Annotated in this window: 23 protein-coding genes; 11 read left to right on the top strand and 12 right to left on the bottom strand. The window is 67.1% G+C overall.

Translation table 11 applies throughout. From position 1 onward, the window contains the following. The first annotated feature begins 1 nt into the window (after position 1). From ACFSZT_RS09330 to ACFSZT_RS09290, 9 genes are all read left to right on the top strand, one after another. Positions 2-877, top strand: coding sequence for a hypothetical protein (locus ACFSZT_RS09330; RefSeq protein ID WP_110341354.1), 876 nt, complete (start codon positions 2-4; stop codon positions 875-877). Between the two features lie 146 nt (positions 878-1,023). Further along, on the top strand, positions 1,024-1,608 hold the full coding sequence (locus tag ACFSZT_RS09325; protein WP_110341355.1) for a hypothetical protein: 585 nt from the start codon (positions 1,024-1,026) through the stop codon (positions 1,606-1,608). A gap of 99 nt (positions 1,609-1,707) precedes the next feature. Then, positions 1,708-2,298 carry a hypothetical protein gene (locus ACFSZT_RS09320; RefSeq protein WP_110341356.1) on the top strand — a complete coding sequence of 197 codons (591 nt, stop codon included), beginning with the start codon at positions 1,708-1,710 and terminating at the stop codon, positions 2,296-2,298. 31 nt (positions 2,299-2,329) lie between these two features. Next, positions 2,330-2,887, top strand: coding sequence for a hypothetical protein (locus ACFSZT_RS09315; RefSeq protein WP_110341357.1), 558 nt, complete (start codon positions 2,330-2,332; stop codon positions 2,885-2,887). Positions 2,888-2,892: 5 nt separating this feature from the next. Further along, the gene (locus tag ACFSZT_RS09310; protein WP_110341358.1) at positions 2,893-3,708 is read left to right on the top strand and encodes a hypothetical protein; all 816 of its coding nucleotides are present in this window, start codon (positions 2,893-2,895) and stop codon (positions 3,706-3,708) included. A 43-nt stretch (positions 3,709-3,751) separates the two neighbouring features. After that, the gene (locus tag ACFSZT_RS09305) at positions 3,752-4,681 is read left to right on the top strand and encodes a hypothetical protein (RefSeq protein WP_146240086.1); all 930 of its coding nucleotides are present in this window, start codon (positions 3,752-3,754) and stop codon (positions 4,679-4,681) included. A gap of 118 nt (positions 4,682-4,799) precedes the next feature. Beyond that, positions 4,800-4,994: a hypothetical protein gene (locus ACFSZT_RS09300; RefSeq protein ID WP_110341360.1), complete on the top strand. Its 195-nt coding sequence runs from the start codon at positions 4,800-4,802 to the stop codon at positions 4,992-4,994. A 68-nt stretch (positions 4,995-5,062) separates the two neighbouring features. After that, positions 5,063-6,307, top strand: coding sequence for an IS256 family transposase (locus ACFSZT_RS09295; RefSeq protein ID WP_110341587.1), 1,245 nt, complete (start codon positions 5,063-5,065; stop codon positions 6,305-6,307). 220 nt (positions 6,308-6,527) lie between these two features. Continuing rightward, positions 6,528-7,007 carry a flavin reductase gene (locus tag ACFSZT_RS09290; RefSeq protein ID WP_110341361.1) on the top strand — a complete coding sequence of 160 codons (480 nt, stop codon included), beginning with the start codon at positions 6,528-6,530 and terminating at the stop codon, positions 7,005-7,007. Between the two features lie 109 nt (positions 7,008-7,116). Here the strand turns inward: ACFSZT_RS09290 and ACFSZT_RS09285 are convergent, their stop codons facing one another. The 11 genes from ACFSZT_RS09285 to ACFSZT_RS09235 all read right to left on the bottom strand — a co-directional run bounded on the left by ACFSZT_RS09285 (position 7,117) and on the right by ACFSZT_RS09235 (position 19,251). Then, positions 7,117-8,556, bottom strand: coding sequence for an aldehyde dehydrogenase family protein (locus tag ACFSZT_RS09285; RefSeq protein WP_110341362.1), 1,440 nt, complete (start codon positions 8,554-8,556; stop codon positions 7,117-7,119). 38 nt (positions 8,557-8,594) lie between these two features. Continuing rightward, the gene (locus ACFSZT_RS09280) at positions 8,595-9,698 is read right to left on the bottom strand and encodes a zinc-binding dehydrogenase (protein ID WP_110341363.1); all 1,104 of its coding nucleotides are present in this window, start codon (positions 9,696-9,698) and stop codon (positions 8,595-8,597) included. A 531-nt stretch (positions 9,699-10,229) separates the two neighbouring features. Further along, a complete protein-coding gene (locus ACFSZT_RS09275) occupies positions 10,230-11,012 on the bottom strand; it encodes an N-acyl homoserine lactonase family protein (RefSeq protein WP_110341365.1) in 783 nt (260 codons plus the stop codon). A 38-nt stretch (positions 11,013-11,050) separates the two neighbouring features. Next, positions 11,051-12,685 (bottom strand): long-chain fatty acid--CoA ligase, encoded by a 1,635-nt coding sequence (locus tag ACFSZT_RS09270; RefSeq protein ID WP_233520114.1) that lies wholly within the window; start codon positions 12,683-12,685, stop codon positions 11,051-11,053. 52 nt (positions 12,686-12,737) lie between these two features. After that, the gene (locus tag ACFSZT_RS09265) at positions 12,738-13,256 is read right to left on the bottom strand and encodes a flavin reductase family protein (protein WP_110341369.1); all 519 of its coding nucleotides are present in this window, start codon (positions 13,254-13,256) and stop codon (positions 12,738-12,740) included. Beyond that, positions 13,253-14,566 (bottom strand): bifunctional 3,4-dihydroxy-2-butanone-4-phosphate synthase/GTP cyclohydrolase II, encoded by a 1,314-nt coding sequence (locus ACFSZT_RS09260; RefSeq protein WP_110341371.1) that lies wholly within the window; start codon positions 14,564-14,566, stop codon positions 13,253-13,255. Before ACFSZT_RS09260 ends, ACFSZT_RS09265 begins: the two co-directional genes overlap by 4 nt. Before the next feature lie 14 nt (positions 14,567-14,580). Continuing rightward, the gene (locus ACFSZT_RS09255) at positions 14,581-15,381 is read right to left on the bottom strand and encodes an enoyl-CoA hydratase/isomerase family protein (protein ID WP_110341373.1); all 801 of its coding nucleotides are present in this window, start codon (positions 15,379-15,381) and stop codon (positions 14,581-14,583) included. Next, complete coding sequence (locus tag ACFSZT_RS09250; protein WP_110341375.1) at positions 15,374-16,435, bottom strand: acyl-CoA dehydrogenase family protein; 1,062 nt, start codon at positions 16,433-16,435, stop codon at positions 15,374-15,376. Before ACFSZT_RS09250 ends, ACFSZT_RS09255 begins: the two co-directional genes overlap by 8 nt. Beyond that, positions 16,432-17,598, bottom strand: a complete 1,167-nt coding sequence (locus ACFSZT_RS09245) for an acyl-CoA dehydrogenase family protein (protein ID WP_110341377.1) — start codon at positions 17,596-17,598, stop codon at positions 16,432-16,434. Before ACFSZT_RS09245 ends, ACFSZT_RS09250 begins: the two co-directional genes overlap by 4 nt. 82 nt (positions 17,599-17,680) lie before the next feature. Beyond that, complete coding sequence (locus tag ACFSZT_RS09240; RefSeq protein ID WP_110341379.1) at positions 17,681-18,865, bottom strand: LLM class flavin-dependent oxidoreductase; 1,185 nt, start codon at positions 18,863-18,865, stop codon at positions 17,681-17,683. Positions 18,866-18,894: 29 nt separating this feature from the next. Continuing rightward, positions 18,895-19,251 (bottom strand): VOC family protein, encoded by a 357-nt coding sequence (locus ACFSZT_RS09235; protein WP_199542770.1) that lies wholly within the window; start codon positions 19,249-19,251, stop codon positions 18,895-18,897. Positions 19,252-19,580: 329 nt separating this feature from the next. Here ACFSZT_RS09235 and ACFSZT_RS09230 point away from each other — a divergent pair, with 329 nt between their 5' ends. Then, positions 19,581-21,470, top strand: coding sequence for a sigma-54-dependent Fis family transcriptional regulator (locus ACFSZT_RS09230; protein WP_377388622.1), 1,890 nt, complete (start codon positions 19,581-19,583; stop codon positions 21,468-21,470). Positions 21,471-21,500: 30 nt separating this feature from the next. Continuing rightward, on the top strand, positions 21,501-22,025 hold the full coding sequence (locus ACFSZT_RS09225; RefSeq protein ID WP_110341383.1) for an AMP-binding enzyme: 525 nt from the start codon (positions 21,501-21,503) through the stop codon (positions 22,023-22,025). Here the strand turns inward: ACFSZT_RS09225 and ACFSZT_RS09220 are convergent. Then, positions 21,940-22,545, bottom strand: a complete 606-nt coding sequence (locus ACFSZT_RS09220) for a TetR/AcrR family transcriptional regulator (protein WP_377388620.1) — start codon at positions 22,543-22,545, stop codon at positions 21,940-21,942. The two genes, ACFSZT_RS09225 and ACFSZT_RS09220, sit on opposite strands and share 86 nt — an antisense overlap. Between the last annotated feature and the right edge of the window lie 520 nt (positions 22,546-23,065).

Below are 23,065 nucleotides of genomic sequence, written 5' to 3'. Positions count from 1 at the left end.
GATGACCAACGACCATTCGACCACTCTGGACGCGCTGCGCGCGGAGCTCGACCGGGAGCGCGCACGGGCCGATTCTCTGGAGACGGTGAACCGTGTGCAGGCCGGCAGCCTCACCGGCCTGGCCAGGCTCGCGGAGGAACTCCGCTGCCAGGTTGCCGACCTGCACGACGATGCGCTGAGCTCGCGCCCGATGCCGGTGCAGGGCTTGCGCAACGTCACCGGCCGCATGGACGGTTTGGCGGAGACCTTGAGCCGCGCGGCGCGCGGCTACTCCGGCGCCCGGACCACGGACATGATCTACCCGTCCGTGGACGATGACCTCCGCGCACACGGGTGGACGCCCCGACCTGACCGGGGCCTGGACGGCGTGTTGCCGCCGATCCCGATCACCGAGCTGGGCGACCGGCGCGGCTATGCGCGCGGCTGGCATCGCGGCCCGCAGTGGATCACGTTGTGGTTCACCGGACCGTGTGCACTGGCCTACGCGGACATCAGCGACCACGGCCGGCTCACCGACGTCGACGCCGTGCGCGCCGTGATCACCTCCCGCCGGCCGTTGTCCGCGGAGGCGCTGATGAAGTGGGTCGCGGCCCGGCAGCAGGCGCACACGGTGCCGTTCGATGCCTCGTACGTCCGGGTGTTCGCGCACCTGCGGTCGTCCTGGGGTGGGGGCCTGGTTGTCGATGATCGGTGCGACGAACACGGCGCCCCCGCGCCCGATGGGCCCGGTAAGCGCTCCGTGTGGGCCTGCCCGAGCGACCCCGATTTCCGGCTCTACGTCTGGGGCATCGGCAACAAACCGGCCCACGTCCGCTACTGGGCCGGGCCCGTGGTCGACATGGCCCACCTGGTCCAGATCACCGGCCACTGCCGCTGACCTCCGTCTCTCCTTTCCCGCCGGTCGGCCGTCCCCGTCGACGGTCGGCCGGCGCCTCGTCGTGCGCCGGTTACCGCCACACCTCACCACTAGGTCGGCCAGCTCGACTCGGGCTGGCCGTCAACCAGCAACCACGGGAGAACCCCATGACCACCCTCGACCTCGCACACACCGTCGCCGAGCACCTCGGCACGGGGTGGCGCGCCTACACCGGCAAGGCCGCCGACGGCTCGGAAGCCCATCTCGCCGGACCGAACGATCAGGTCCTCGACCTGTTCGACGGCACCACCACCGGCCGCAAGACCGACCAGGGCCGATTGATCATCGCCGGTCACCTCGGCTTCCTGCGCAACCACGTCCCGCAGGACCACGAGCAGGACCACAAGATCACCGTGGACCAGCGCAAACCGCCCGACGTGATTGCCCACGAGATCCGGCGCCGGCTGCTGCCGAACTATGAGGCCGCGCTGCACGCGGCCTGGGACGAGAAGCACGCCAGCGACGGCATCGCCGCCGCCCGTGAGCAACTCGCGGCGACCGTCGCGGCACGCCTGGGCGTGCAGCGCCAAGACCAGGACACCGACTTCCACTTTGGCACGGTCGACGCAGGCGTCCACGGACGCGTCTGCGTGCGGCCTGGCGCGTCCGACTCGGTGTTCACCGTCCGCGTCCCGCACGACCGGGTGGCCGAGTTCGCCCGATTGCTGGCCACGTTCGGACACCTTCCTTGATCACCTCCGGCCGTTCGGTCCACCCCCTCCTGTGGCCGAACGGCCGGACTGTGCCTTGCCGATTCCGCTCACCTCCGGCCCGAAGGGACCGATACCGCCATGACCACCTCCTCCACCATCGCCCCCGTGGCGGACGTTCTCGACTGCGGCCACCCGCCCACCCCGGACCCCAGCGGGATCGGCACCGGCCGTGCGATCGACCCGACCACCGGCGCCACGAGCTGCTACCCGTGCTCGAACGAACGCGAACGCCACGCGATGACCCGCGCGAACACGTTCGTCGCCTACGTGTCCTCGGCTGGCGACGCGCTGACCACCTGGCCCGGCGGGCACCTGGCCACGATCGACCCCGCCGACGCCCACCAGGTCGGCCGGCGCACCTACACCCCATTCGGCGGACGGTGGACCCGCTACGTGTGGCACGCCACCGACGTCGACGGAGGCCGCTGGACCGGCGTCAACGGCGGCCGTGGCCTCGTCATCCGCGTCCACCGGCTGCGCGTGTGCACCTGGCAAACCGAGTTCGGCAACGGCCGGCCCCCGCGCTACTGCCACCGCCGCGCCACCCACGCCGGCCAGGGCGGCGCCTTCGACCTCTACTGCCGCACCCACGCCCGCCAGGTCTTCGACCTCTACGGCTGGACCACCACCGCCCTGTCACCCCGCGCGCTCGCCCAGACCGGCGCGTGAAACCGCGCCACCACAAGGAAAGGAGTCCCTCGTGTTCGTGAAGTTCTACGACCGCCTCGATCTGTCACGGGCGCGCCTGGACGACGTGCTCACGGTGCCCGCGAACCGCGCCAAGGCGCTCGACGTGGCGCGGGAGCGCCACTTGCCGCGCCAGTCGCTCACCCGCGCGACCACCCGCATGGGCTTCTGGGTCTACGTCTTCCAACTCGGCGCCGATGTCCAGCTCGGCACGGTCACCCTGGCCGGCGCCGAGCCCGGACCCGAGCACGTGGTCACGCTGCCGGTCCGCCAGCTCGACCACTACACCACCCCCGGCATGCCGTTGACCGAGATGGCCGGGCTGCTGGCCGCGGTCGCCGAGGACTACCCGCCCACCGCGCTGACCGCGCTGCTGGCCGACAGCCTCACCAAGGTCCTCGACCTGTGGGCCGACGCCCGCCGCAACGGCCGGCCCGCGATCGACATCCGCGACCTCGACCGCGCCGTCACCAGTGAACTCGCGCCTGCCGTCCGTGCCTGGCGTACCGGCGACGCCTTCCCACGCCCGCGCCTGGCCGACACGGCCTGGCCCGAACCCGTTCCGAGGTGAACACCATGCCTATCGACGACCCCACGACCGCAACCCCGTCCGAGATCGACGAAGAGCTCGCCCGGCTCGGTATCGAGCATGCCAAGGCCACCGACACCCTCAACGGGCTCACCGCCCGCGTCCAGCGTCTGGTGAACGACGGCATGGCCGAGTACGCGACTGAGTTGCGGCCCCGGATCGAGCAGGCCCGCCAGACGATCGCCGGGTGCGAGGCCGCCGCGCGGCCCCTCGATGCGGAGTTCGAGCGTCGGGGCGGCTGGACCCGCGCCTGGCTGGTCGACAACAGCGGTCGCCACGTGCACCGCACCATGGCGTGCCGCACCTGCTTCCCGTCCACCCGGTTCGCCTGGCTCACCCAGCTCTCCGGGCACGACGAGACCGAGATCGTCGAGCAGGCTGGCAAGGCCGCGTGCACCGAGTGCTACCCGAGCGCGCCGGTCGACGTCCGCAACCGGCCCAGCCGGATCAAGACCCCCGAGCAACTCGCGCGGGAAGCGGAGAAGGCCGAACGGGCGAAGGCCAAAGCCGCCAAAGCGATCACCGCACCCGACGGAACGCCCTTGCGCACCAAGGGGTATGGGCAGATCGACACCGAGTTCACCGCGCGGCGCTCCTACGCGGACGCCTTGGCCTACGCCCGGTATCTGACCAGGGCAAGCATCGCCCACCACCGAGACACCATCGCCGAGTACCGCGAGGATGCGCAGCTCATCCTGGCCGCGCTGGCCGCCAAACACGGCCGGACCGTGGACGACCTGCGCGCCGAACTGGCGCCGAAGGTCGAAGCCAAGTGGAACCGCGAACACCGCAACTGGGGCTAATCGCTCCCGTCAGGCAACCCGTTCTCGCGAAAGGACTCATCCGATGTTTCTGGTCGAAACGCTGGAAGACCTGGTGCACAACTACCTCGAAAATCCCGCTCGGCCCGGCTCGGCCGTCGGCAAGGTCAACGCGCAAGACCTGGTCAGCCACGTCGTGCAGCACCTCGCCGAGCGCGGGGTCGACGTGGGATTTCAAGACGGCTCACGCCTTACCCTGCCGGGCAGCGCGCCCCGGTGGCCGGAGTCCGAGCGGCACCGACTTCCCTTGGTACTCCAGGAAAACGACGACGGGCACGTCCGCATCTACTGCGACGGCCGCGACTGCGTCTGGTCCTGGCCACTCTACCAGCACGCGAACGCGCAGACCAATGGCGACACGATCACCAACGCTGTCGAGCATGCCATCCGGAGACACCGCCACTCCTGGCCACTCCGGCAACCAGCTACGCAACTCAGCGAGATGCCCTCCTCAGCACCAACTCGCCACGGGGAGGGCATCGCGCTGCATGGGCTGACACACATCCGAAGGAGCTCGAACCGCCATGACTACCAACGACATTCACGATGCCCGGCAACTCATCGCCGAGATCAACGTCCCCGCGGAACGCCCGCGCTGGGCTTGGTGGGCCCCGGTGACGCCACCCGGTACCACGCCACGCTGATAAACGCAGCACCCAGCGCCACCACGGTCGGCACCGCGTCGGGTGGCACCTTCCGCGCTCTCGTGATCACGATCGAACTGTTCAGCTTGAGTCCCACCTCGATCGTGATCCCGCGGCCCAATGCCGACTTAGACCGTTACACCGCAGAGGAATGGGTCTTCCGGCGGTTTCCTGGTGGCTGGTGGGCCGGTGTCCGGCCGCTGCTGGCCGCACTGGGCTGGACGCCCACGACCGACCGCGACACCAGCTACCGCAGCACGGACCACCGCGACATCACCACGGCGCAGCGCGGCCCAGACGCCGCCCGCTAGCACCAGGCACCGCAGTTCCCCGGCCACGCGGCCGGACTACCCACCCGCACCCACGCCACACCGACCCGCGTCCGCGCGGGCCGGCGATGACGGCCGCCCGCCTTCCGAGGAGATCATCATGAACAGCACCGACAACACCGATCTGCCCACCATCGCCGATACGGCCAACCGTAAAGCCACCTTCGAGCCGATGACGAACGAGGACGAACGGCCGACGATCACCGTCGCCGGAGTCCACGTCGCGCTCTACGTCGACCCGGCCAGCCGACAAGCGGATGTGGCGGCTCACGGGACTGTAATTTCGTTGGTGTAACTCCTGAGGTGAAGGAGACATCTGTGACTGATGGGACGGGCAACGGCGGCGAGGCGAAGGCTCCGGCGATGGCGGATGGAGTGGACGATCAGCTGGTGCAGCAGCTGGCGGATCGGGCGCGGGCCGAGGGTCTGCAGTTGACCGGTGAGGGCGGCCTGCTGGCGATGCTGACCAAGAAGGTGGTGGAGTCGGCGTTGGAAGGCGAGATGGACGACCATCTCGGCTATTCCAAGCATGACCCGGCCGGCCGCAACGGCGGGAACTCTCGCAACGGCCGGCGCGGCAAGAAGGTGCTGACCGAGGCCGGCCCGGTGGAGATCGCTACCCCGCGGGATCGCGACGGCAGTTTCGAGCCGCAACTGGTGGGCAAGGGCCAGCGCCGGCTGACCGGGCTGGATGATCTGGTGATCTCGTTGTCCGCCAAGGGGCTCACGCATGGTGAGATCGCCGCGCACCTGGCCGAGGTGTACGACGCCGAGGTGTCCAAGCAGACCATCACCACCATCACCGACCGCGTGATGGACGGCATGGCCGAGTGGCAGAACCGGCCGCTGGATGCGGTGTATCCGGTGGTGTTCATTGACTGTGTGAATGTCAAGATCCGTGAGGGCAACGTCGCGAACCGGCCGATCTATCTGGCGCTCGGCGTCACCGTGGAGGGCACCCGCGACATCCTCGGGCTGTGGGCTGGCGAACACGGCGACGGCGAGGGAGCCAAGTACTGGCTGCGGGTCCTCTCGGAGATCAAGAACCGCGGCACAGCCGACGTGTGTATCGTCGTGTGCGACGGACTCAAGGGCCTGCCCGAGGCCATCGAAACCGTGTGGCCGCAAGCGATCACCCAGACCTGCGTCGTCCACCTCCTGCGCAACAGCTTCCGCTACGCCTCCAAGCGGGACTGGGCGGCGATCGCGAAGGACCTCAAGCCCCTCTACACCGCGCCCAGCGAGTCGGCGGCACTGGACGCGCTGGCTGCCTTCGGTGACAAGTGGGAGGCCCGCTACCCGGCGATCATCAAGCTATGGGAGAACAGCTGGGCGGAGTTCGTGCCGTTTTTGCAGTTCGACGCCGAGATCCGCACCGTGGTGTGTACCACGAACGCCATCGAGTCGATCAACGCGCGGATCCGACGGGCGGTCAAGGCCCGTGGCCACTTCCCGACCGAGGCCGCCGCGCTCAAGTGCGTCTACCTAGCGTTGATGAGCCTCGATCCCACCGGCACTGGGCGCAAACGCTGGGTCGCCCGTTGGAAGGCGCCGTTGAACGCTTTCGAGCTCACCTTCCCCGGACGCCTGACCACGAACAAGAAGTAGAACCGACAAGATCAGTTACACCAGCTTCTTGACAGACCCCGGCTCGGCTCACCAACGACCCTGCCAAATGCGCAGGGCGCGGGATATGGAATAGGGATCGTCGAAGGGGTGCCCGTGGTGTGCGAGCACACGTCGCACAACATTCGGTACCCGCGAACGAAGCAGGAAAGATGGGGACCTGCTCGGCCTCACCCTCGTCGCCGCCGGAGAAGCGACATGAGTGAGTGCGGTCTGCTTGTGGACGAAGGGCTGTTCCGGGAAGCCACGAGCCAGTTCCCCAGCGGGTCACGATAGTCACCACCGTCGACGCGGCCGGCCGTCGCTGGGTTTCACCGCGAGCGCGTTCGCGGGCCCCGTCCGTCAGTCCCCGCTTGTTCTGGTATGCCTCGACAGGTCGGCCGACTGTCACTCCGCCTTCGGGCGCACCCACCGGTTCGCCGTCAGCATCCTAGGCCCGCGCCATACCGGCTTCGCCGTTCGGTTGCGACGAAAGGAGGGCGTACTTGGAACGCCCCGCCTTCAGAATGCGGTGGCGACGGTTGAGTGCGGGTCGAGGCGCGTTACCCGGGGCGGCGACCATACGATCCTGGTCGGCCGCATCCATCCAACACACTCACTCGGCCCGAGACACCAGTGGTCTACGCGCGGAGGAGATTTTCGACGCCCCGGTGTGACACGAGGAAGCGACGGCAGCTCGTGACGCGCACGGTACTCGGCGCAGACACTGCGGCCTGCCTTCATGGCCACGGTGCGACAAACTCTGGAATGTCTCTATTTTGGGCTGCGCCAGAAAACCTGAGATTTCCCTACTACTCTTGCTGGCTGATGACCGAGTCCGGCAGCTGGACTGATTTTGTCTGGAGATATTCCTCGAGGCCGGCGGGACCGAGTTCGCGGCCGATGCCGGACTTCTTGTAGCCACCGAATGGTGCGCGTGGGTTGTAGGGGGCGCCGTTGATGTCGAGCTGCCCGGTCTGTATCTGGCGGGCGAGGGCGATCGCGCGCCGGTGGTCCGCCGACCAGATGGCGCCGGAGAGCCCGTACATCGTGTCGTTGGCGATCCGGAGTGCCTCGTCGTCATCGCGGTAGCTCATGACGGCCAGTACTGGTCCGAAGACTTCCTGTTGTGCTAGTTCGGAGGCGCTGTGCACGTCGGCGAGCACGGTGGGGGCGATGAAGTAGCCGCGCTCGCGTGCGGGCTCGGGGCCGCCGGTGACGAGTCGGGCTCCGTCCGCGACGGCACGTTCGATGTACCCGCGGACGCGTGCTTGCTGGGTCTGTGAGGCCAGCGGGCCGAGTCTGGTCGCTGGGTCGAACGGGTCTCCGACGGTGTAGCGTTGTGCGGCCTGGCGGGCGAGCAGGAGCGCCTCGTCGTAGCGTGATTCGGGCACGAGCATCCGGGTCCATGCCGCGCAGGTCTGGCCGGAGTTGAGGAATGCGTTGCCCACGCCGACTTTGACGGCGGTGTCGAGGTCGGCGTCGTCGAGGATGATGTTGGCGGACTTTCCGCCGAGTTCGAGGCATACCTTCTTGATGGTGTCCGCGGCGATCGAGGCGACGCGCCTGCCGGTCGCCGTCGAACCGGTGAAGGAGACGAGGTCGACTCCGGGATGACCGGCTACCGCCTCGCCGACCTCTGGTCCATATCCCGTCACCAGGTTCAGGACTCCCGGCGGTAGGCCAGCCTCGTGTGCCGCCTCCACGAACTGGTACACCGACAGGGGCGCCACCTCGCTTGGCTTGAGGACGACGGTGCATCCCGCCGCGACAGCCGGCAGCACTTTCGCGACCACCTGATACAGCGGGTAGTTCCACGGTGTGATGGCCCCGACCACCCCGTAGGGCTCCCGGATCACCAATGAGTTGCCGACCTGCTCTTCGAAGTTCGTTTCCTCGAGCAGGTCCCGATAGCTGCTGGCGATCGCCATGGGCACGGCGGTCTGCACACCGCGCTGCACCTTCAGTGGCGCGCCGATCTCCTGTCCGATGGTGGTGGCGATGTCCGGCAGTCGGGGCTCCAGTGCCGCGACCAGCCGGGCCACCCGGTCTCGGCACTCGGCCATGGACACACCGGGATCGAACGCGTTCCGCGCCGCTGTCACCGCACGGTCGACGTCGTCGACGGTTCCGGCCGGCACGTGTCCGATGACCTGCTCGGTGGCCGGGTTGACCACGGCGATGCGGTCTGTCCCGCTGGGTTGCACCCATTGCCCGCCGATGTAGTGCTGTGTTCTGTCGTGCTGGTCCAATGCTGCGGCCTTCCCGGTCGATGGTCGTTGCTGTGGTCTCACATCACGATGCTGGCGCGCACGACCTTGCGGCTGTCCGCTGCGGCGAACGCCGCGTTGATGTCTTCCAGGGGAAACGTCGTGGTGGCGAACTGGTCCAGCGGGAGCCGGTGCTGGTTGGCCGCGAGAAAGGAGAGCGCTTGGCTCAGCGCTGTGGGTTCGTACAGCGAGACGCCGATGATGCTCTTGTTCGCGGTGACCAGCCGGGATGGGTCGGCTGCGTAGGTTTGTCCCATGTTGATGTTGCCGACTTCCAGGTACCGGCCGCTCTGGGCGAGCATCTTCAGGCCTTCCGGCACCACGGCCGGGGTGCCGACCACCTCTACCACCACGTCCGCGCCGCCGTCGGTCAACTTGCGCGCCCGCCGGATACGATCCGCCGGATCGGGATGATCAGCGAGGCTGATCACCTCGTCAGCTCCGAATGCGCGGGCCAGTTCCAACCGCTCGGGGACCGCGTCGACCACGATGACCTGCGCGGCCCCGCGGGCGCGGGCAACCGCCGTCGCGAACAGCCCGAGCCCGCCGGCCCCCTGTATGATGACGCGTTCGCCAAAGCTCAGGTCGGCTCGCTCCAGTCCGTAGATCATCTGCGACAGCGCACAGTTGACCCCCGACACCACTTCGTCAGGCAGCGTGTCCGGCACGGTGTAGAGCACCGCGCCGGCGGGGAGCAGAAAGTAGTCACCGTAGCCACCAACGAAGTAGGGTGGTCTGCTGGCGTCGCCGAGCATGGCCATCGTCAGCTTCTGACAGGACACGCGCCGTCCCGCCAGGCAGCTCCGACACCGGTGGCAGGGAAAGAAGTAGGGGAAAACCACCCGTGTGCCCGTCTGCACCGGCGCGCCGTTGGAGTCCTCGGTGACTCGTTCGCCGGTTGCGGCCACCGAACCGACCATCTCGTGGCCGAGCACGGTTGGTAGCGTCCCGCCGAGCCCGCGGGTGACGAACGAACCGTGCCAGGCGTGCAGGTCTGAGCCGCAGATGTTGGCTCGGTGTACCTTCACCAGCACTTCGTCCGGTCCAATCGACGGTAGCGCGACGCGCCGCAGCTCAAATGGCTGCTCGGGTGCGTTGAATTGCGCGATCCGGCCCTCGAACATGTATTCTTCCTTTCTCGCCAGGCCTGTTGCGGGGCCCGCGGAACAGGCGACAGGCCTACTGGCGGCGCGGTCCCGCGGTGAGTCGCAAGGGTTCCGTTTCGCTACACGCCGGGTCCTGGTGAGGAGTCGTTTCTGGGAGCGGTAGTCGGCGGCGGCTGGTGGCCGTGGTACGGCGTGACCGGCGTCGCGGTGGGGTCGAGCGTTCCCGCGGCGATGGCGGCTTCCTGGTGGGCGATCTCCGCTTCCAGAGCTCGATTGTCCCCGCGAGCGCGTGCGGCCAGTGAGCGTGCCGCTGTCGGGAGGAGCGTGCAAGCACCGGGGATGCTTGGTCCGTGCTGGCAGCTTGTGCCGCCAGGCTGCCGGGCGACGTCGGTTGAGGGTGTACCGCGCAACAGCGCACCTCCGAACCGGCGGCGTGCTGGGCGCGCGCACCGCACGCAGCTGGTGGCCGCGGGGATTGGGTGTTCCACCCATGCTTCGTGTCGTGCACGGCACGACGTGCACGAGTATTCGACGAGAACAGCCATGGTGTCAGTCGTAGCAAGCGGGTGCGTGCTTGAGCGTCGCCCAGTCCTCGGGATCGTGGGAGATCCACACCGTGGCATCGTGCGCCCTCGCGAGCTGCTTGAGGCGACGGATCGAGCGGACCGCCTGCAAGGTGTTGTAGTCCGACGGCATCGGAAGGTCTTCGGTGAGGGCCTGGCGGAGGTGGACGGTGTCACCGGTGAGCAGGAACGTCTGGTTGGGCAGCCGCACCAGCACGCTAGTGTTGCCGGGGGTGTGACCTGGCATGCGGTGGATGACGATGCTGCCGTCGCCGAACAGGTCATGATCCGTCGAGAGCTGGTTCCATTTCCAGTCACGCGTCGTGTCGAAATCCGCGGTCCGGAAGAAGGGTTTGGCCGCGGGCAACGGCCAGTACGAGTAGGGCAGGTCGCCTTCACCGATGTACAGCTGAGCGTCGGGGAAGAGCCGGATGCCGCCGGCATGGTCGAAATGCGCGTGCGAGACGATCACGTGATCGATGGCCGAGGGCTTGTAGCCAAGCGCCTCGAGTTTCCGGTCCACACGGTCCTCCGGTCCGTAGGCGAGTCCGACGACGTCCGCGAGGTCGCCGTAGACGGCGTGCGGGTCCTTGGCCGCCTCAAACGCGATGCCGGTGTCGAACAGGACCAGCCCCCGGTCGTGTTCGATGAGAAAGGACGGTACCGGAATGGTGACCTGCCCCTGCCCGTTGACGATCATGATGCCGGTGTCGAGTGTGAATTCCGCCCCCGGCAAAGCCCACATCCGGTTGGCTGTTCCCGTGTTCATGTCGTTTCTCCTTGGTGTCGTCTTGACTTGGTTTCGCGTCAGGGGGTCTTGTCCGTGCTGTGGTTGTTTCCGGCGGCAATTTGTTGACGGAGCAGCTTCTTGTCGAATTTTCCGACTCCGGTCTTGGGTACCTCGTCGACGAACACGAAGCGGTCCGGCAACCAGAACTTGGGGAACTTCTCACGGAGGAATTCGGTGAGATCGTCGGACGCCACCGGCGAGTTGGTGGCGACGATGGCGATCGGTCGCTCCAGCCAGACCGGATCCGGTGCGGCTACCACCGCGGCTTCCCGGACTTCCGGATGCCCCATGAGTGCGTTCTCCAAATCGACTGACGAGATCCATTCGCCACCGCTTTTGATCAGGTCTTTGACGCGATCGACCAGCGACAGGTAGCCGTTCTGGTCGATGACGCCGACGTCGCCGGTGTGGAACCAGCCACCAGCGAAGCTGTCCTGGGAACGTGTGTCGTGGTAGTAGGCGCGGGCCACCCAGGGGGAGCGCGCGAGGATCTCCCCGGCGTGTTTGCCATCCCAGGGCAGCTCTTCGCCGTGGTCGTCGACCAGCTTGATCTCCACGAGCGGCATCGGCTGGCCTTGGGTGCCGAGCAGGCGGAACTTCCCCTCGTCGTCGAGGTCGGTGAACTGGCTTGTGAGGGTGGTGAAGGTGAGCAGCGGCGACGCCTCGGTCATGCCCCAGCCCTGGCACACGTGCACGCCGTGTGCTTGCTGCCACCACCGTATCTCGCCGATCGGGGGCGCCTGGCCGCCCAGCCACAAGGTGTGCAGCGAGTCGAGAACGTAGGATTGCCGTCCGGATTCGAGTTCCTGGCGCATGAGCATGCCGACCGTCACCGCGGCGACGCAGACACTGACTCGGGCGTGCTCGATGATCTCCAGGTAGTGGTGCGGTCGTGGCTGCGTTCCCGGCAACGCCAGCGATGCTCCTTGCAGGGCGCAGGCGTACGGCATGCCCCACGAGTTGACGTGGGACATAGGCGTCACCAGGAGATAGGTCTCCCGCTCGGCGACGCCGATCGATCCCTGCAGGCACAGGATCAGGGCGTGCAGCACGGTGCTGCGGTGGCTGTACACCACGCCCTTGGGTTCCCCGGTGGTGCCCGACGTGTAGCACATTCCGGCTGGGCTGTCCTCGTCAACATCGGGGAACTCGATCTCCTCGTCGGCGTCGGCGAGCAACTCCTCGTACCCGTAGACCGGTCCCAGCGCGGTCGTCGGCGGCGGGCCATCCCCGAACACGACCACTGCTTTCACATTGGTGAGCCGGTCGCGGATCTGTTCCAGCATCGGCAGCTGTTCAGGACTGACCAGGAGCACGCTGTCCCCGGCGTGTTCGATGACGTACCCGATCTGGTCCGGGGATAGCCGGATGTTGATGGTGTGCAGCACCACGCCCATGCAGGGCACCGCGAAGTAGGCTTCGTAGTGCTGGTCGGTGTTCCAGCCCAACGTGCCCACCCGGTCACCGGTGCGTACGCCGAGCCGGTTCAGCGCGTCAGCCAGCCGCCGAACTCGCTTCCCGAATTCGGCGTAGGTATAGCGGCGGTAGCCGTCGTCGCGCCGCGTGATGATCTGTTTGTGCCCGAAGAGCCGTTCCGCGCGCCACAACAGCGTCTTCAGTTGCAGCGGCCGGTCCATCATGAGACTGTCCACGCTGCTCTCCCTTCGAACTCGGTGCCGGGTGTACCGGCTTTCCGCCTCGCTGTCAGGCGGAAAGCCGGGCGAAGTCCCGGGCGTAGTAGACAAGGGGGGTGTGATCGCGCAGCCGCACGTTGACCGCTTCGCCGATGAGGATCACGTGATCACCGGCCGGGTGGCGGGCCTGCGTCCGGCACACCAGGGAGGCCACCGCCTCTGGCAACACCGGCAGACCGTCGGCGTCCGTGTCGAATTCGCCACCGGCGAACTTGTCCGCTCCCTTGGTGGCAAACCGTTTCGCCAGGGGAGCATGCTCTTCGCCGAGGATATTGACCACCCACTTGCTTGAGGTGCGGAAGGCACGGTAGCTGTCGGCGGAGACGGCCAGACAGGCCAGCACCAGCGGCGGTTCCGCGGATACGGAGCAGAAGGCGCTCGCGGTGAATCCCCACCGCGCTCCGCAGTGGTCGGTCGTGGTCACGATGGTGACTCCGCTGGGGAACCGGGACATCGCATCGCGAAACTGCGCCGCGAACGTCTCATGCGCCGGAGGGCCCTGTTGGCCGCGTGCGGTGGTCTCGGTCATGGCTGCGACTGCTCCCGGGCGGTTGTCGGCGTGCCGCCGACCGGATCCAGCCGGTGTCCCAGCCGGTCTCGTTTGGTCATCAGATAGGCGGCGTTGTGCTCACCGGCCGTGACGATGAGCGGTACGCGCGACGCGATCGTGATGTCGTAGCCCGAAAGCCCCGAGTATTTGGCCGGATTGTTGGTCATCAGGCGAATCGAGTGGACGCCGAGGTCGGCCAGGATCTGAGCCCCCACACCGTACTCGCGGCTGTCCACCGGCAGGCCAAGGGCCAGGTTCGCGTCGACGGTGTCCAATCCCTGGTCCTGCAGGGTGTAGGCACGGAGCTTGTGCCCGAGCCCGATGCCGCGGCCTTCCTGACCTCGCAGGTACACCAGGACACCGCTGCCTGCCTCGGCGATTTCGCGCAACGCCTGGCGTAGTTGCTCCCCGCAGTCGCAACGCGCGGAACCCAGGACGTCGCCAGTGAGGCACTCGGAGTGCACGCGGACGAGGACCTCGTCGCGGTTCGCGCCGTCCCCCGCCACGAGGGCGAGGTGCTCGGTGCCGTCGAGCAGGGAGGTGTAGCAGAACGCGTCGAAGGTGCCGTAGGGTGTCGGCAACGGTGCCTGCGATGTGCGTTCGACGAGGCGCTCGGTGCGCTGACGGTAGCGGATCAGATCCGCGATGGTGAGCACGGTGAGCCCGTGACGTCGGGCGAAGGCGGCCAGCTGTGGCCTGCGGGCCACCGTGCCGTCGTCGTTGACGATCTCAGCGAGCACGCTGGCGGGTCGCTTCCCGGCCAGCCGCGCCAAGTCTACTGCGGCCTCGGTGTGCCCAGCCCGTTTGAGCACGCCGCCGGGCCGAGCGCGAAGCGGGAAAACATGGCCGGGCCGGGTGAAGTCGTGCGGACCGGCCGCCGGGTCGCTCAGTGCCCGGATTGTCGACGCTCGGTCTGCGGCGGAAATGCCAGTGGTGGTGCCCTCGCGCAGATCCACCGAGACGGTGAACGCGGTGCCACGGGGATCGTCGCCCATGGCCACCATCGGTTCCAGGCGGAGTTGGTCCAGCCGTTGCCCGTCCATGGCCACACAGGCGAGGCCGCTCGTGTGGCGCACCAGGAAGGCTATCTGTGCACTGGTGACGGTTTCCGCCGCGATGATCAGATCACCCTCGTTCTCGCGATCCTCATCGTCGATCACGACGACGAACTCGCCCCGGGCGAAGGCGGCCACCGCCGCGCGCACCGCCGTGTCGGCCTCGTCGGTGTTCTGGGAGCCGGACACCTGGATCGGCCGCGCGGACCGCTCGTGACATTGCATCTGTCGCATTCGTCGACACCGTTTCACTCTGGGAGTTTGGGCTCGGATCGTTTGACACCTGTTTTCCGCTTGGCGCGCAGCGCCGCCAACGTCGCGGCCGAGTCCTCCGTGGATTGCACGACGGCCATGTGTGAGGCGATCATGTTCAAGTGCGTTCGCGCGTCCAGGTGCAACGACTCGTATGTCGCACGCTTGATGAAGCCGACCGCCACCGGGGGCAGTGCCGCGAGGCGGGCGGCCAGCTCGTAGGTGCGGGTGAGCAATTCGCCGTCGGGGTAGCAGTGGTTGGCGAGTCCGATTCGCTCCGCCCTCGGGCCGTCTACCACGTCGCCGGTGAGCAGGAGTTCGAGTGCGCGGGCAACGCCGACCAGCCGGGGAAGCCACAGGCAGCCACCATCGCCTGGGATGAGGCCCGCGTGAATGTAGCCTTCGCTCAACCGGGCCGACTCGCCGACCAGACGGATGTCGCACATCAGCGCCATGTCCAGACCGGCGCCCACCGCGGTCCCCTGTACCGCCGCGATCACCGGTTTGTCCAGGTCCTCCAGGGCGCGTGCCACCCGGTGTACCTCGTCGGTGAGCATCCGCCGACGCGACAGCGGCGCCGGATCCACGGAGGTCAACTCGTCGAGGTCGATACCGGAGCAGAACGCGCCGCCTGCACCGCGCACCACGACCGCCCGCACCTGATCGTCCTTGGCCGCCTCGTGCAGCGCGTCCGCCCAGTGACGCACCATCTGAAGGGTGAAGGCGTTCTTCCGCTCGGGGCGGTTGAGCAGAATGGTGGCGACCGCGTCAGCCCGGGAGTACTCCAGGTCAGCCATTTGCGCGCACCTCCGCCGGGTCGGTCACAAGCGTCCACAGATCTGGTGCGGCGCAGGCAGCCGCGCCGAGTTCCCGCTCCCAGAACCGCTCATTGCCGAACTCGTCGCGCCATGACCACAAGCGGGTGGTGATCAGCCGCAACGGATGCTCGTCGGTGAAGCCAAGCGCGCCGTGTACCTGATGGGCCAGTCGCGCCACCACGCCCGCGGCACGACCGGCCTGCGCCTTGGCCGCTGCCGTGAGGATCCAGTCCGGTTGCTGACCAGCTGTGGCGGCCGACATCGCGACCGTGGTGCTGGCCGCCGCCTCCTCAGCCATCGCCGCGAGGTGATGGCTGACGGCCTGGAACCGGGAAATCGGGCGGCCGAACTGCTCCCGCTGCCCGGCGTAGGTGATCGTCGAATCGAGTGCGGCTTCCATGGCCCCGCTGAGCAGCAGTGCCCGGCCAAGCGCACCGCGAACCCGAAATGCCCTGCCGGAGATCGTGGCGTCCACTTCGGTGACGTCCTCGCCCGGCACGAAAGTGTCCTGCAGCAGCAAAGTATCCCGGGGCTCTCCGGCCAGGTTACGGCCACGTTCCCACGCTTCCCTCGGCGAGTCCAGGATCGCCACCAGCGGCTCGGCACGGTCAAGCAGCACCGCGACCCGCTCGGCCAGGTGGCCGTAGGGAACCCTGGACAGTTTCCCCGTCAACCGGTACCCCCCGGGGCATCGGTCGACTGCCATGTCCGTGGTCGCCGACGCGGTCAGCGGACCGGTCGGAACCGTCCGGCTGGCCGCGGCCAGTAGCCACCCTGCCAACAGCGCCGTCTCCGCCAATGGCACCGGCACCGCGGCGCGTCCGATCTCGTGCACCACGACGGCGGCCTCGGCCAGCCCCGCCCCGGCCCCACCAGAGGACTCGGGCACCGGCAGCACGGTGAACTCCGCCTTTGTCAAGGAGTCCCATACCTCGTCAGCCCACCCGCCTGAGTACCGGGCCGCGGCCTCCGGCGTCCACTCCGAGCAGATCTGAGCCGCGGTCGCCGCGATCGCGTGCAACTCCTCGTTCATGCGCGCTCCAACGCCTTGGCGACGACCCCGCGCAGCACCTCGTTGGTGCCACCGCGCAGGGTGTATCCGGGGGAATGAAGCAGACCGCGAACAAGGTGGCCGGTGAACGTGCCCAGCGCCGCGTCCGGATCCGGCATCTCGTCGGCGAGCATCCGCGCCCGCTCGGCCACCTCCTGTTCGAACCGGGTGCCCAGATCCTTGACCAGCGCGGCGGCCACGTCGGCGGGTTTGCCCGCCGCGAGCATTCCGGCGACAGACAACGACAACTGCCGCAGGGTGAGCAGGCGGGACGTGAGCGCGCCGATCTCGGCGACCGCCGCCGGGTCTCGGTCCGCGCGTCGGCGTACCTCGGAGACGAGCGCGGCGAGCAGGGGGAAGGTGGTGAGCAGGCGTTCCGGTCCGCTGCGTTCATAACCCAGCTCAGAGGTGACCTGGCCCCAACCGCTGCCGATCTCACCCAGCACGTACCGATCCGGGACGAACACTCCGTCCAGCTGTACCTCGTTGAACTCGTGCTCACCGGTGAGCAGCCGGACCGGCCGTACGGTGACACCCTCGGCACGCAGGTTCACGATGAACTGGCTCAGCCCGGCGTGCCGATCTCCGGTATCCGGTGCGCTTCTGGCGAGCACGAAGAACCACTGCGCCCGATGTGCTCCGCTGGTCCACACCTTCGTCCCGGTCAGCCGCCAACCGCCAGCCACTCGGACCGCTCGTGTCCGCACGGAAGCCAGGTCGGAGCCGCTGTCAGGTTCGCTCATGCCGATGGCGAAGTAACAGCGTCCCGCCGCGATCTCAGGCAGGAACTCCGCCCGCTGCTGTTCGCTGCCGTAGCGCAGCAGCGAGGGCGCTGTCTGGCGGTCAGCGATCCAGTGCGCCGCCACCGGGGCCCCCACGGCGAGGAGCTCTTCAAGTACCACCTGCCGATCCAGCACCGTCCGTCCCTGCCCGCCGTACCGGCGCGGAATGGTCATGCCAATCCACCCGTGCTCGGCCAGCCGCCGGGAGAACGGCTCGTCCCAGCCGGTCAACCAGGAGTCACATTGTGGGGTGAACGCACCTCGCCGGATCTCGGAATCGAGAAACGTACGTACTTCGGCCCGGAGCGGTTCCAGACCGGGCGGAACCCGCACCACATCTATCGGTAGAACGCGGCTGCTCATCAGTGCCTCCTGTTGTGACAGAGGGATCCGCCGCCGCGGCCGGTCGGCGAGGGGAATGGTCCGGCCGCGGCGGTCACGTGCCTCACAGCCAGTTCGGAGCGATCTCGGAGGCCCACAGCTCGATGCTGCGCATCTGCACGTCGTGCGGCACCGGGCCGGGGTATTGCCACTGCAGCAGATACTCGGGGTCGTGCTGCGACACCAACTTCTCGATCTGGCGGTTGATGTCGTCAGGCGTACCGACGAACTCGAAACCACGCTCACACAGGGTGTCGTAGTCGGCCCCGATCTGGCCGGTCTCGCCGGGATTCCGCATCACCTCGGCAAAGCCCATCGGCCCGAACCAGTTTGGGAAGATGAAACCATTACCGCGTCGGGCCCAGTAATGGGCCTCATCGGCGTCTCGTGACACCAGCACGTCGCGGAAGATGCCCACCCCCTCCCCGCGCTTGAGCGCTCCGCGACCCGCCGCCTCGGCCTCCTCCTGATACACGTCCAGCAACCGAGAAATGACCTCGTCATTGGTGTTCATCACGATCGGGACGATGCCCTCGCGGGCGCAGAACCGGAAGGACTCCTCGCTGAAGCTGAACGGCTGGAACACCTGCGGCCACGGCTTCTGGTACGGCTTCGGGGCGATACCGACCTCGGTGATCACGCCCTGATCGTCCTGGCCACCGCCAAAATTATTCACCGCTTCGTGATTGAAATCGATTCCCGGCGGCGGAACCTGCCAGTTCTCGGTTTTCAGAGACGTCGTGCGCTCGCTCCACAGCGCCTTCATGATCTCCCAGTGCTCGTTGAACCGCTTGCGGTTGGCCACATCGCGTTCCGACTTGTCGGAGGACGTGGCGCCGACGTGGTACGTCTGCCCGAGCACGTCCGCCCACCGCTTCTGATACCCCCTGGCGATCCCGACGAAGGAGCGTCCGCGCGTCATCTGGTCGAGCATCGCGAGGTCCTCGGCCAGCCGAATCGGATTCTGGAACGGCAGCACGTTCGCCATCTGCCCGACCTTGATCCGCTGTGTCTGCATCGCGATGTACAGATCGAGCAGGATCGGGTTGTTCGACTCCTCGAAGCCTTCGATGTGGAAATGGTGCTCCGTAAACGCGACGCCCCAGTACCCGAGATCGTCAGCCAGTTGCGCCTGCTTGGTGATCTGGAAGAGCATGTTCTGGTAGTTCTTGTCGTTGACCCCAGCGAAGCCCTTCTTCATCTGGTCATAACTGCCCACGGCCGGCAGGTAGAACAAAATCTCCTTCATAAGACTTACTCCTCACATCGGTTAACTGGTCAAGCCCGGCTTCGGTAGACCACGAAAGGGTTCCCGCTGGGGTCCCGCAATACCGCCCGAATCTCGTGCGCCCCCTCAACCGGCCCGGACAACACCGTCGCACCGGCCGCCAGCAGTCGGGACACCGCAACCGAGACGTCGTCGCTCCGGAACACCGGCAACGCCGACTCCGGCACCGGATGGTCAGCCGGAGTCGCCAAGGCGAGCTTTATCGACCCGGCGGAGAGTTCGGCATAGTCGTCCCGATCCCGCATCCGGACACCGAGCCCCAACCCATCTCGATAAAAGGCCAATGAACTTTCCAAATCGGACGCGGGGAGCAGGATAGACCGCAAATCACACTTCGAATCAGCCACAAACACTCCATTCGTCCGATCTCGCGAGTTTGGCCGAGGTTTCACCTGTGGAAACAGATTGTTACCCGCCACGCGGACGAGCACGCCGTATCAATGTGAGACGACGACCCTGCCTCGCGTCTGGCCGAGGGATCGACCGCGCGTTTTCGCAGCGTGTCGGGCACATGATGGCCGAAGGTTCAGGTCAACGACTTCTGGGCGGAGCCCACTCAAGCCGCGTCAAGCAAAGGTGACCTGTGTCTCAAAGTGAGACAATCGGGCCAACGGGATTCCGCGCTACTCTGGTTGGACCATCACGTCACACCCCCGTGGACGATGGAGTGCAGGCAATGGAGCCCACCTCAGTCACACTCGGTGGCCGTGCCTCAGGCGGGACGGCCACACCTGAGGCACGCCGCGAGTCCCCACAGCTGTCCGTACGTGCCGAGATCGCGCTGTCATGGCGCCGGTCCGCAGCCTGCGGAATAGCCCCTGACAAGAAGGCTGAACTACCCTACGATCCGGACTTCGACAGTGACAGCCGACTGCTGAAGGCGGCCACGCCGGTGGTAGAACGTCTCGCCAGTTCCCTGGCCGACACCTCCACCAGCATCCTGCTCGCCGACCGGCAGGCGAGGATCGTGCGGCGCTGGGTTGGCGAGAAGCCGCTGTACAGTGCATTGGACAACGCATACGCGGCCCCCGGGTTCGCCTTCGCGGAGGAGTACGCCGGCACTAACGGGTTAGGCACAGTCCTGGAGGAAGCTCGAACGGTCGCGGTTCGCGGCGAAGAACACTACGCGGACTTCCTACGCCACCTGTCGTGCGTTGGGGTCCCCATCCACAACCCGGTCACCCGAGCCGTCGAGGGAGTTCTCGACATCACCTGCCTCGCTGACGACTACAACCCGCTCATCCCCGCTCTGCTCTCCGAATCGGTACAGCACATCGAAACCCGGTTGAGCCACCTGTCGTCCCCCGCCGACGTCGCCCTCGTCGAGGCGTTCACCCGTGCCCGCCGTCTGCATCGAGGCGCCATACTCGGCCTCAACCCGAACATGATCCTCACCAACCCCATCGCCAGCGGCAATCTCACACCCCACGACCAGGCGGTACTCTGGGACGCGTCCACACAGTTGGCTCGTACCCAGCGCTCCGAAGTAAGCGTGGACCTCACGCACGGGCGGTACCGTGTCCGGTGCCAATCCGTCACGACCGCCTCCCACGACCCCGCTGGGGTCGTGGTGTACCTCGATCCGATCCGGCCTCGCCACCTCAGCACGGGCTACCGCCCATCCGCGACGCCCACCGGCACCGGCTGCACACCTCCAGCGGGACGCAGCCCACAGTGGCGCCGCGTCACCACGCGAATCCAGGAACTGGCTCAGCTCCCCGATCCGGTAGCGATCACCGGCGAACCGGGCACAGGCAAGCTCTACCTGGCCAAGTACCTGCACGAACTGTCCAGCCCCGCCCGGGGACTGCGCGTTTTCAACGCCGCCGACCCCACCGAGACCGCACCCAAGGACCTGATCATCCGGACCAACGATACCCTTGGGCAAGGCGACAACGTCATCGTACGGCGAATCGAATACCTTCCGACACAGGCGCAGGCGCAGCTGCGGGCCCTCGCGGCGACGAGCCCCCATCCCGCCTCCGCATCGACAACCGGACGACTCATCGTCACCGCCCAAACCACGACCCACACCCATGAGCGGCTCGAACAAGCCCTCGCATCCTACCCGCACCACCTGTGGGTGCCGCCGCTGGCCCAGCACATCGAGGACATCGCCGACCTGACGTCGGTCCTGCTCACGGAACTCGCCGGCCAACCCACCGCACACTGCAGCCTGCCAACGCTACAAGCCCTGATGCGTAGCCCATGGCCGGGCAACATCGCCGAGTTACGAGACGCCCTTGCCGCCGCACTCAACGCCAGCCATGGCCAGGAGATCCAACCGCACCACCTACCGACCTGGGTGCTCAAACGTGCACACCAACGACAATTATCCGTAATGGAGCAGTCGGAGCGCGAACTGATCATCGAAACACTAGCCAGCGTCGGGAACAACCGGACACAAGCGGCGAGAATCTTGGGCATCGGCCGCGCCACCCTGTACCGCAAGATCCGTACCCTCGGCGTCTCCACCGCCCAGGAACTCCAGATGGGGCTATCTGATCAACTTATCGGACAGTCCCACTGCCAGGTGTCGCGAGACCGTCGAGGACCAGCTCGCTGATCGCGGCGGAGAAGCGCGCTGCGTCGACGGATGGATCGGCGGACGGCCGCGCTGAGGCCAGCGACGGTGCTGGCTCCGAAGACGCTCAAGGACACGGCGCCCGGATCGGCACCCTGGCTGGGGCCCGTCGGAGACACCGTCGAGCAGGAGCTCTACCGGCACCCGGCCGTCCGTGAAGTGGCCGTCGTCGGCGTCCCCGACGTCCACTGGGGCGAGACGCCAGTGGCCACCGTGGCGCTCCAGAACGCCGCCGAGACGACGGCCGAGGAGCTCATCGCGTACGCCCGGGAGCGGCTTGCCCACTTCAAGTGCCCTACCCGGGTCGAGTTCGTGGCCGAGTTGCACCGCACAGCGCCGGCAAGGTTCTCTAGACGGTGCTACGTCAGCAGCAGGGCGCAGACGAACACGCAGTACGCCGCTGAGCTCAGTTCAGACTGCTCCCGTCGTGCCAATCCGGCGCAGGTCACGATTAGAGGGAGAGGAACCGGACCGCGACCTCTGAGATCTTGCGTGCTGTCGCGGTTCGGTCCCATCTGGGCAGGGCCAGGTGACTGACTGTCAGGCGGACCATGGTGTCGGCCGCGTCGATGACGTCGTTTTCGGGAAGACTCGGGTAACTCTCCGCGACCCATCCGGCCAGGGTGTCGGAGGCGAGGTCGAGGAGTCGCGCGGAAGTTGTGAGCAGTGGGAGCATCCCCGTGGACGCTTGGCTCCCCCCATTCAGGTCGCGGTTGGAGATGAGCACCGCCTTGAGCAGGGGGCTACGCCCCGCCTCGTCCAAGGTGTAGTCGACGGCTGCAGCGATGCCGCGCTTCGCATCGCCGACGTGCGCCTCCAGCGCCCCCTGGATGCCCTCCAGGAAGCGTGAGGCTTCCCGAAGCACGACGGCTTCTCCGAGGCCGGCCTTGTCACCGAACTCCTTGTAGAGAGCTGCCCGCGACACCCCGGCTCGGTCCGCCACCTCCCCCATGCGCACCCGGTCCCAGCCGCGGTCGATGATCAAGTCGTGGGCAGCCTCGAGGACAGCCGAGCGCATGTGCTCCCTGAACCGTTCACGCATGGAGTGTGCCCGCATGAAAGACAGGGTAGCGATCTCTGTCTCGCTACCGACTCCCGTCACCGATCTGGACAAGATCAAGCTACCGTGCGTGGTCGTCTGCAACCCTGGTCGTGACGCTGTACGACTGGACAAGGCCCCGCGAGTATCCCGCACCAACTGCCGTGGTCGTCGGCAACTCTCGGAGGTCCTCGACTCGAATGGCACCGGGTCCCCGACCAGTAGCGTGATCGGACGACGACGGCCCAACACCACCCTCCGTTCGTAGGCTGGCACGATCGTCTGCACGCCCCACTGTGCAACAGGAGTCAATGGAGCTGACGTCTCGTCTCCAGCGCGATGCGAACAGTACCCGATCCTTGAGCGGCATCAGACTTCCCTCCGGCCGCTTCGTGATCGATCCTTTCGGGTAGACGACGAGGGCGCGCGATCCACGGCTTCGACCGCAGCGCGGAGCCCAGCTCGGCTGTTGGAACGATCGACCTCGACGTGGCCGGCCGGCCGAAACCACCAGCCGACAGCTCTGCTCTGAAACGGG

Origin of the sequence: Prauserella oleivorans (assembly GCF_042685745.1) — a bacterium.
Classification (GTDB): domain Bacteria; phylum Actinomycetota; class Actinomycetes; order Mycobacteriales; family Pseudonocardiaceae; genus Prauserella_A; species Prauserella_A oleivorans.
Note: the sequence above shows the minus strand (reverse complement) of the source record. Positions and strands in the feature narration are given on the sequence as shown.

Excerpts from the sequence above, each read along its gene's own strand:
- ACFSZT_RS09330 (WP_110341354.1), top strand. The coding sequence starts at position 2 with ATGACCAACGACCATTCGACCACTCTGGACGCGCTGCGCGCGGAGCTC.
- ACFSZT_RS09325 (WP_110341355.1), top strand. The coding sequence starts at position 1,024 with ATGACCACCCTCGACCTCGCACACACCGTCGCCGAGCACCTCGGCACG.
- ACFSZT_RS09320 (WP_110341356.1), top strand. The coding sequence starts at position 1,708 with ATGACCACCTCCTCCACCATCGCCCCCGTGGCGGACGTTCTCGACTGC.
- ACFSZT_RS09310 (WP_110341358.1), top strand. The coding sequence starts at position 2,893 with ATGCCTATCGACGACCCCACGACCGCAACCCCGTCCGAGATCGACGAA.
- ACFSZT_RS09305 (WP_146240086.1), top strand. The coding sequence starts at position 3,752 with ATGTTTCTGGTCGAAACGCTGGAAGACCTGGTGCACAACTACCTCGAA.
- ACFSZT_RS09300 (WP_110341360.1), top strand. The coding sequence starts at position 4,800 with ATGAACAGCACCGACAACACCGATCTGCCCACCATCGCCGATACGGCC.
- ACFSZT_RS09295 (WP_110341587.1), top strand. The coding sequence starts at position 5,063 with ATGGCGGATGGAGTGGACGATCAGCTGGTGCAGCAGCTGGCGGATCGG.
- ACFSZT_RS09280 (WP_110341363.1), bottom strand. The coding sequence starts at position 9,698 with ATGTTCGAGGGCCGGATCGCGCAATTCAACGCACCCGAGCAGCCATTT.
- ACFSZT_RS09275 (WP_110341365.1), bottom strand. The coding sequence starts at position 11,012 with ATGAACACGGGAACAGCCAACCGGATGTGGGCTTTGCCGGGGGCGGAA.
- ACFSZT_RS09265 (WP_110341369.1), bottom strand. The coding sequence starts at position 13,256 with ATGACCGAGACCACCGCACGCGGCCAACAGGGCCCTCCGGCGCATGAG.
- ACFSZT_RS09260 (WP_110341371.1), bottom strand. The coding sequence starts at position 14,566 with ATGCGACAGATGCAATGTCACGAGCGGTCCGCGCGGCCGATCCAGGTG.
- ACFSZT_RS09255 (WP_110341373.1), bottom strand. The coding sequence starts at position 15,381 with ATGGCTGACCTGGAGTACTCCCGGGCTGACGCGGTCGCCACCATTCTG.
- ACFSZT_RS09250 (WP_110341375.1), bottom strand. The coding sequence starts at position 16,435 with ATGAACGAGGAGTTGCACGCGATCGCGGCGACCGCGGCTCAGATCTGC.
- ACFSZT_RS09245 (WP_110341377.1), bottom strand. The coding sequence starts at position 17,598 with ATGAGCAGCCGCGTTCTACCGATAGATGTGGTGCGGGTTCCGCCCGGT.
- ACFSZT_RS09240 (WP_110341379.1), bottom strand. The coding sequence starts at position 18,865 with ATGAAGGAGATTTTGTTCTACCTGCCGGCCGTGGGCAGTTATGACCAG.
- ACFSZT_RS09230 (WP_377388622.1), top strand. The coding sequence starts at position 19,581 with ATGGAGCCCACCTCAGTCACACTCGGTGGCCGTGCCTCAGGCGGGACG.
- ACFSZT_RS09225 (WP_110341383.1), top strand. The coding sequence starts at position 21,501 with ATGGATCGGCGGACGGCCGCGCTGAGGCCAGCGACGGTGCTGGCTCCG.
- ACFSZT_RS09220 (WP_377388620.1), bottom strand. The coding sequence starts at position 22,545 with ATGCGGGCACACTCCATGCGTGAACGGTTCAGGGAGCACATGCGCTCG.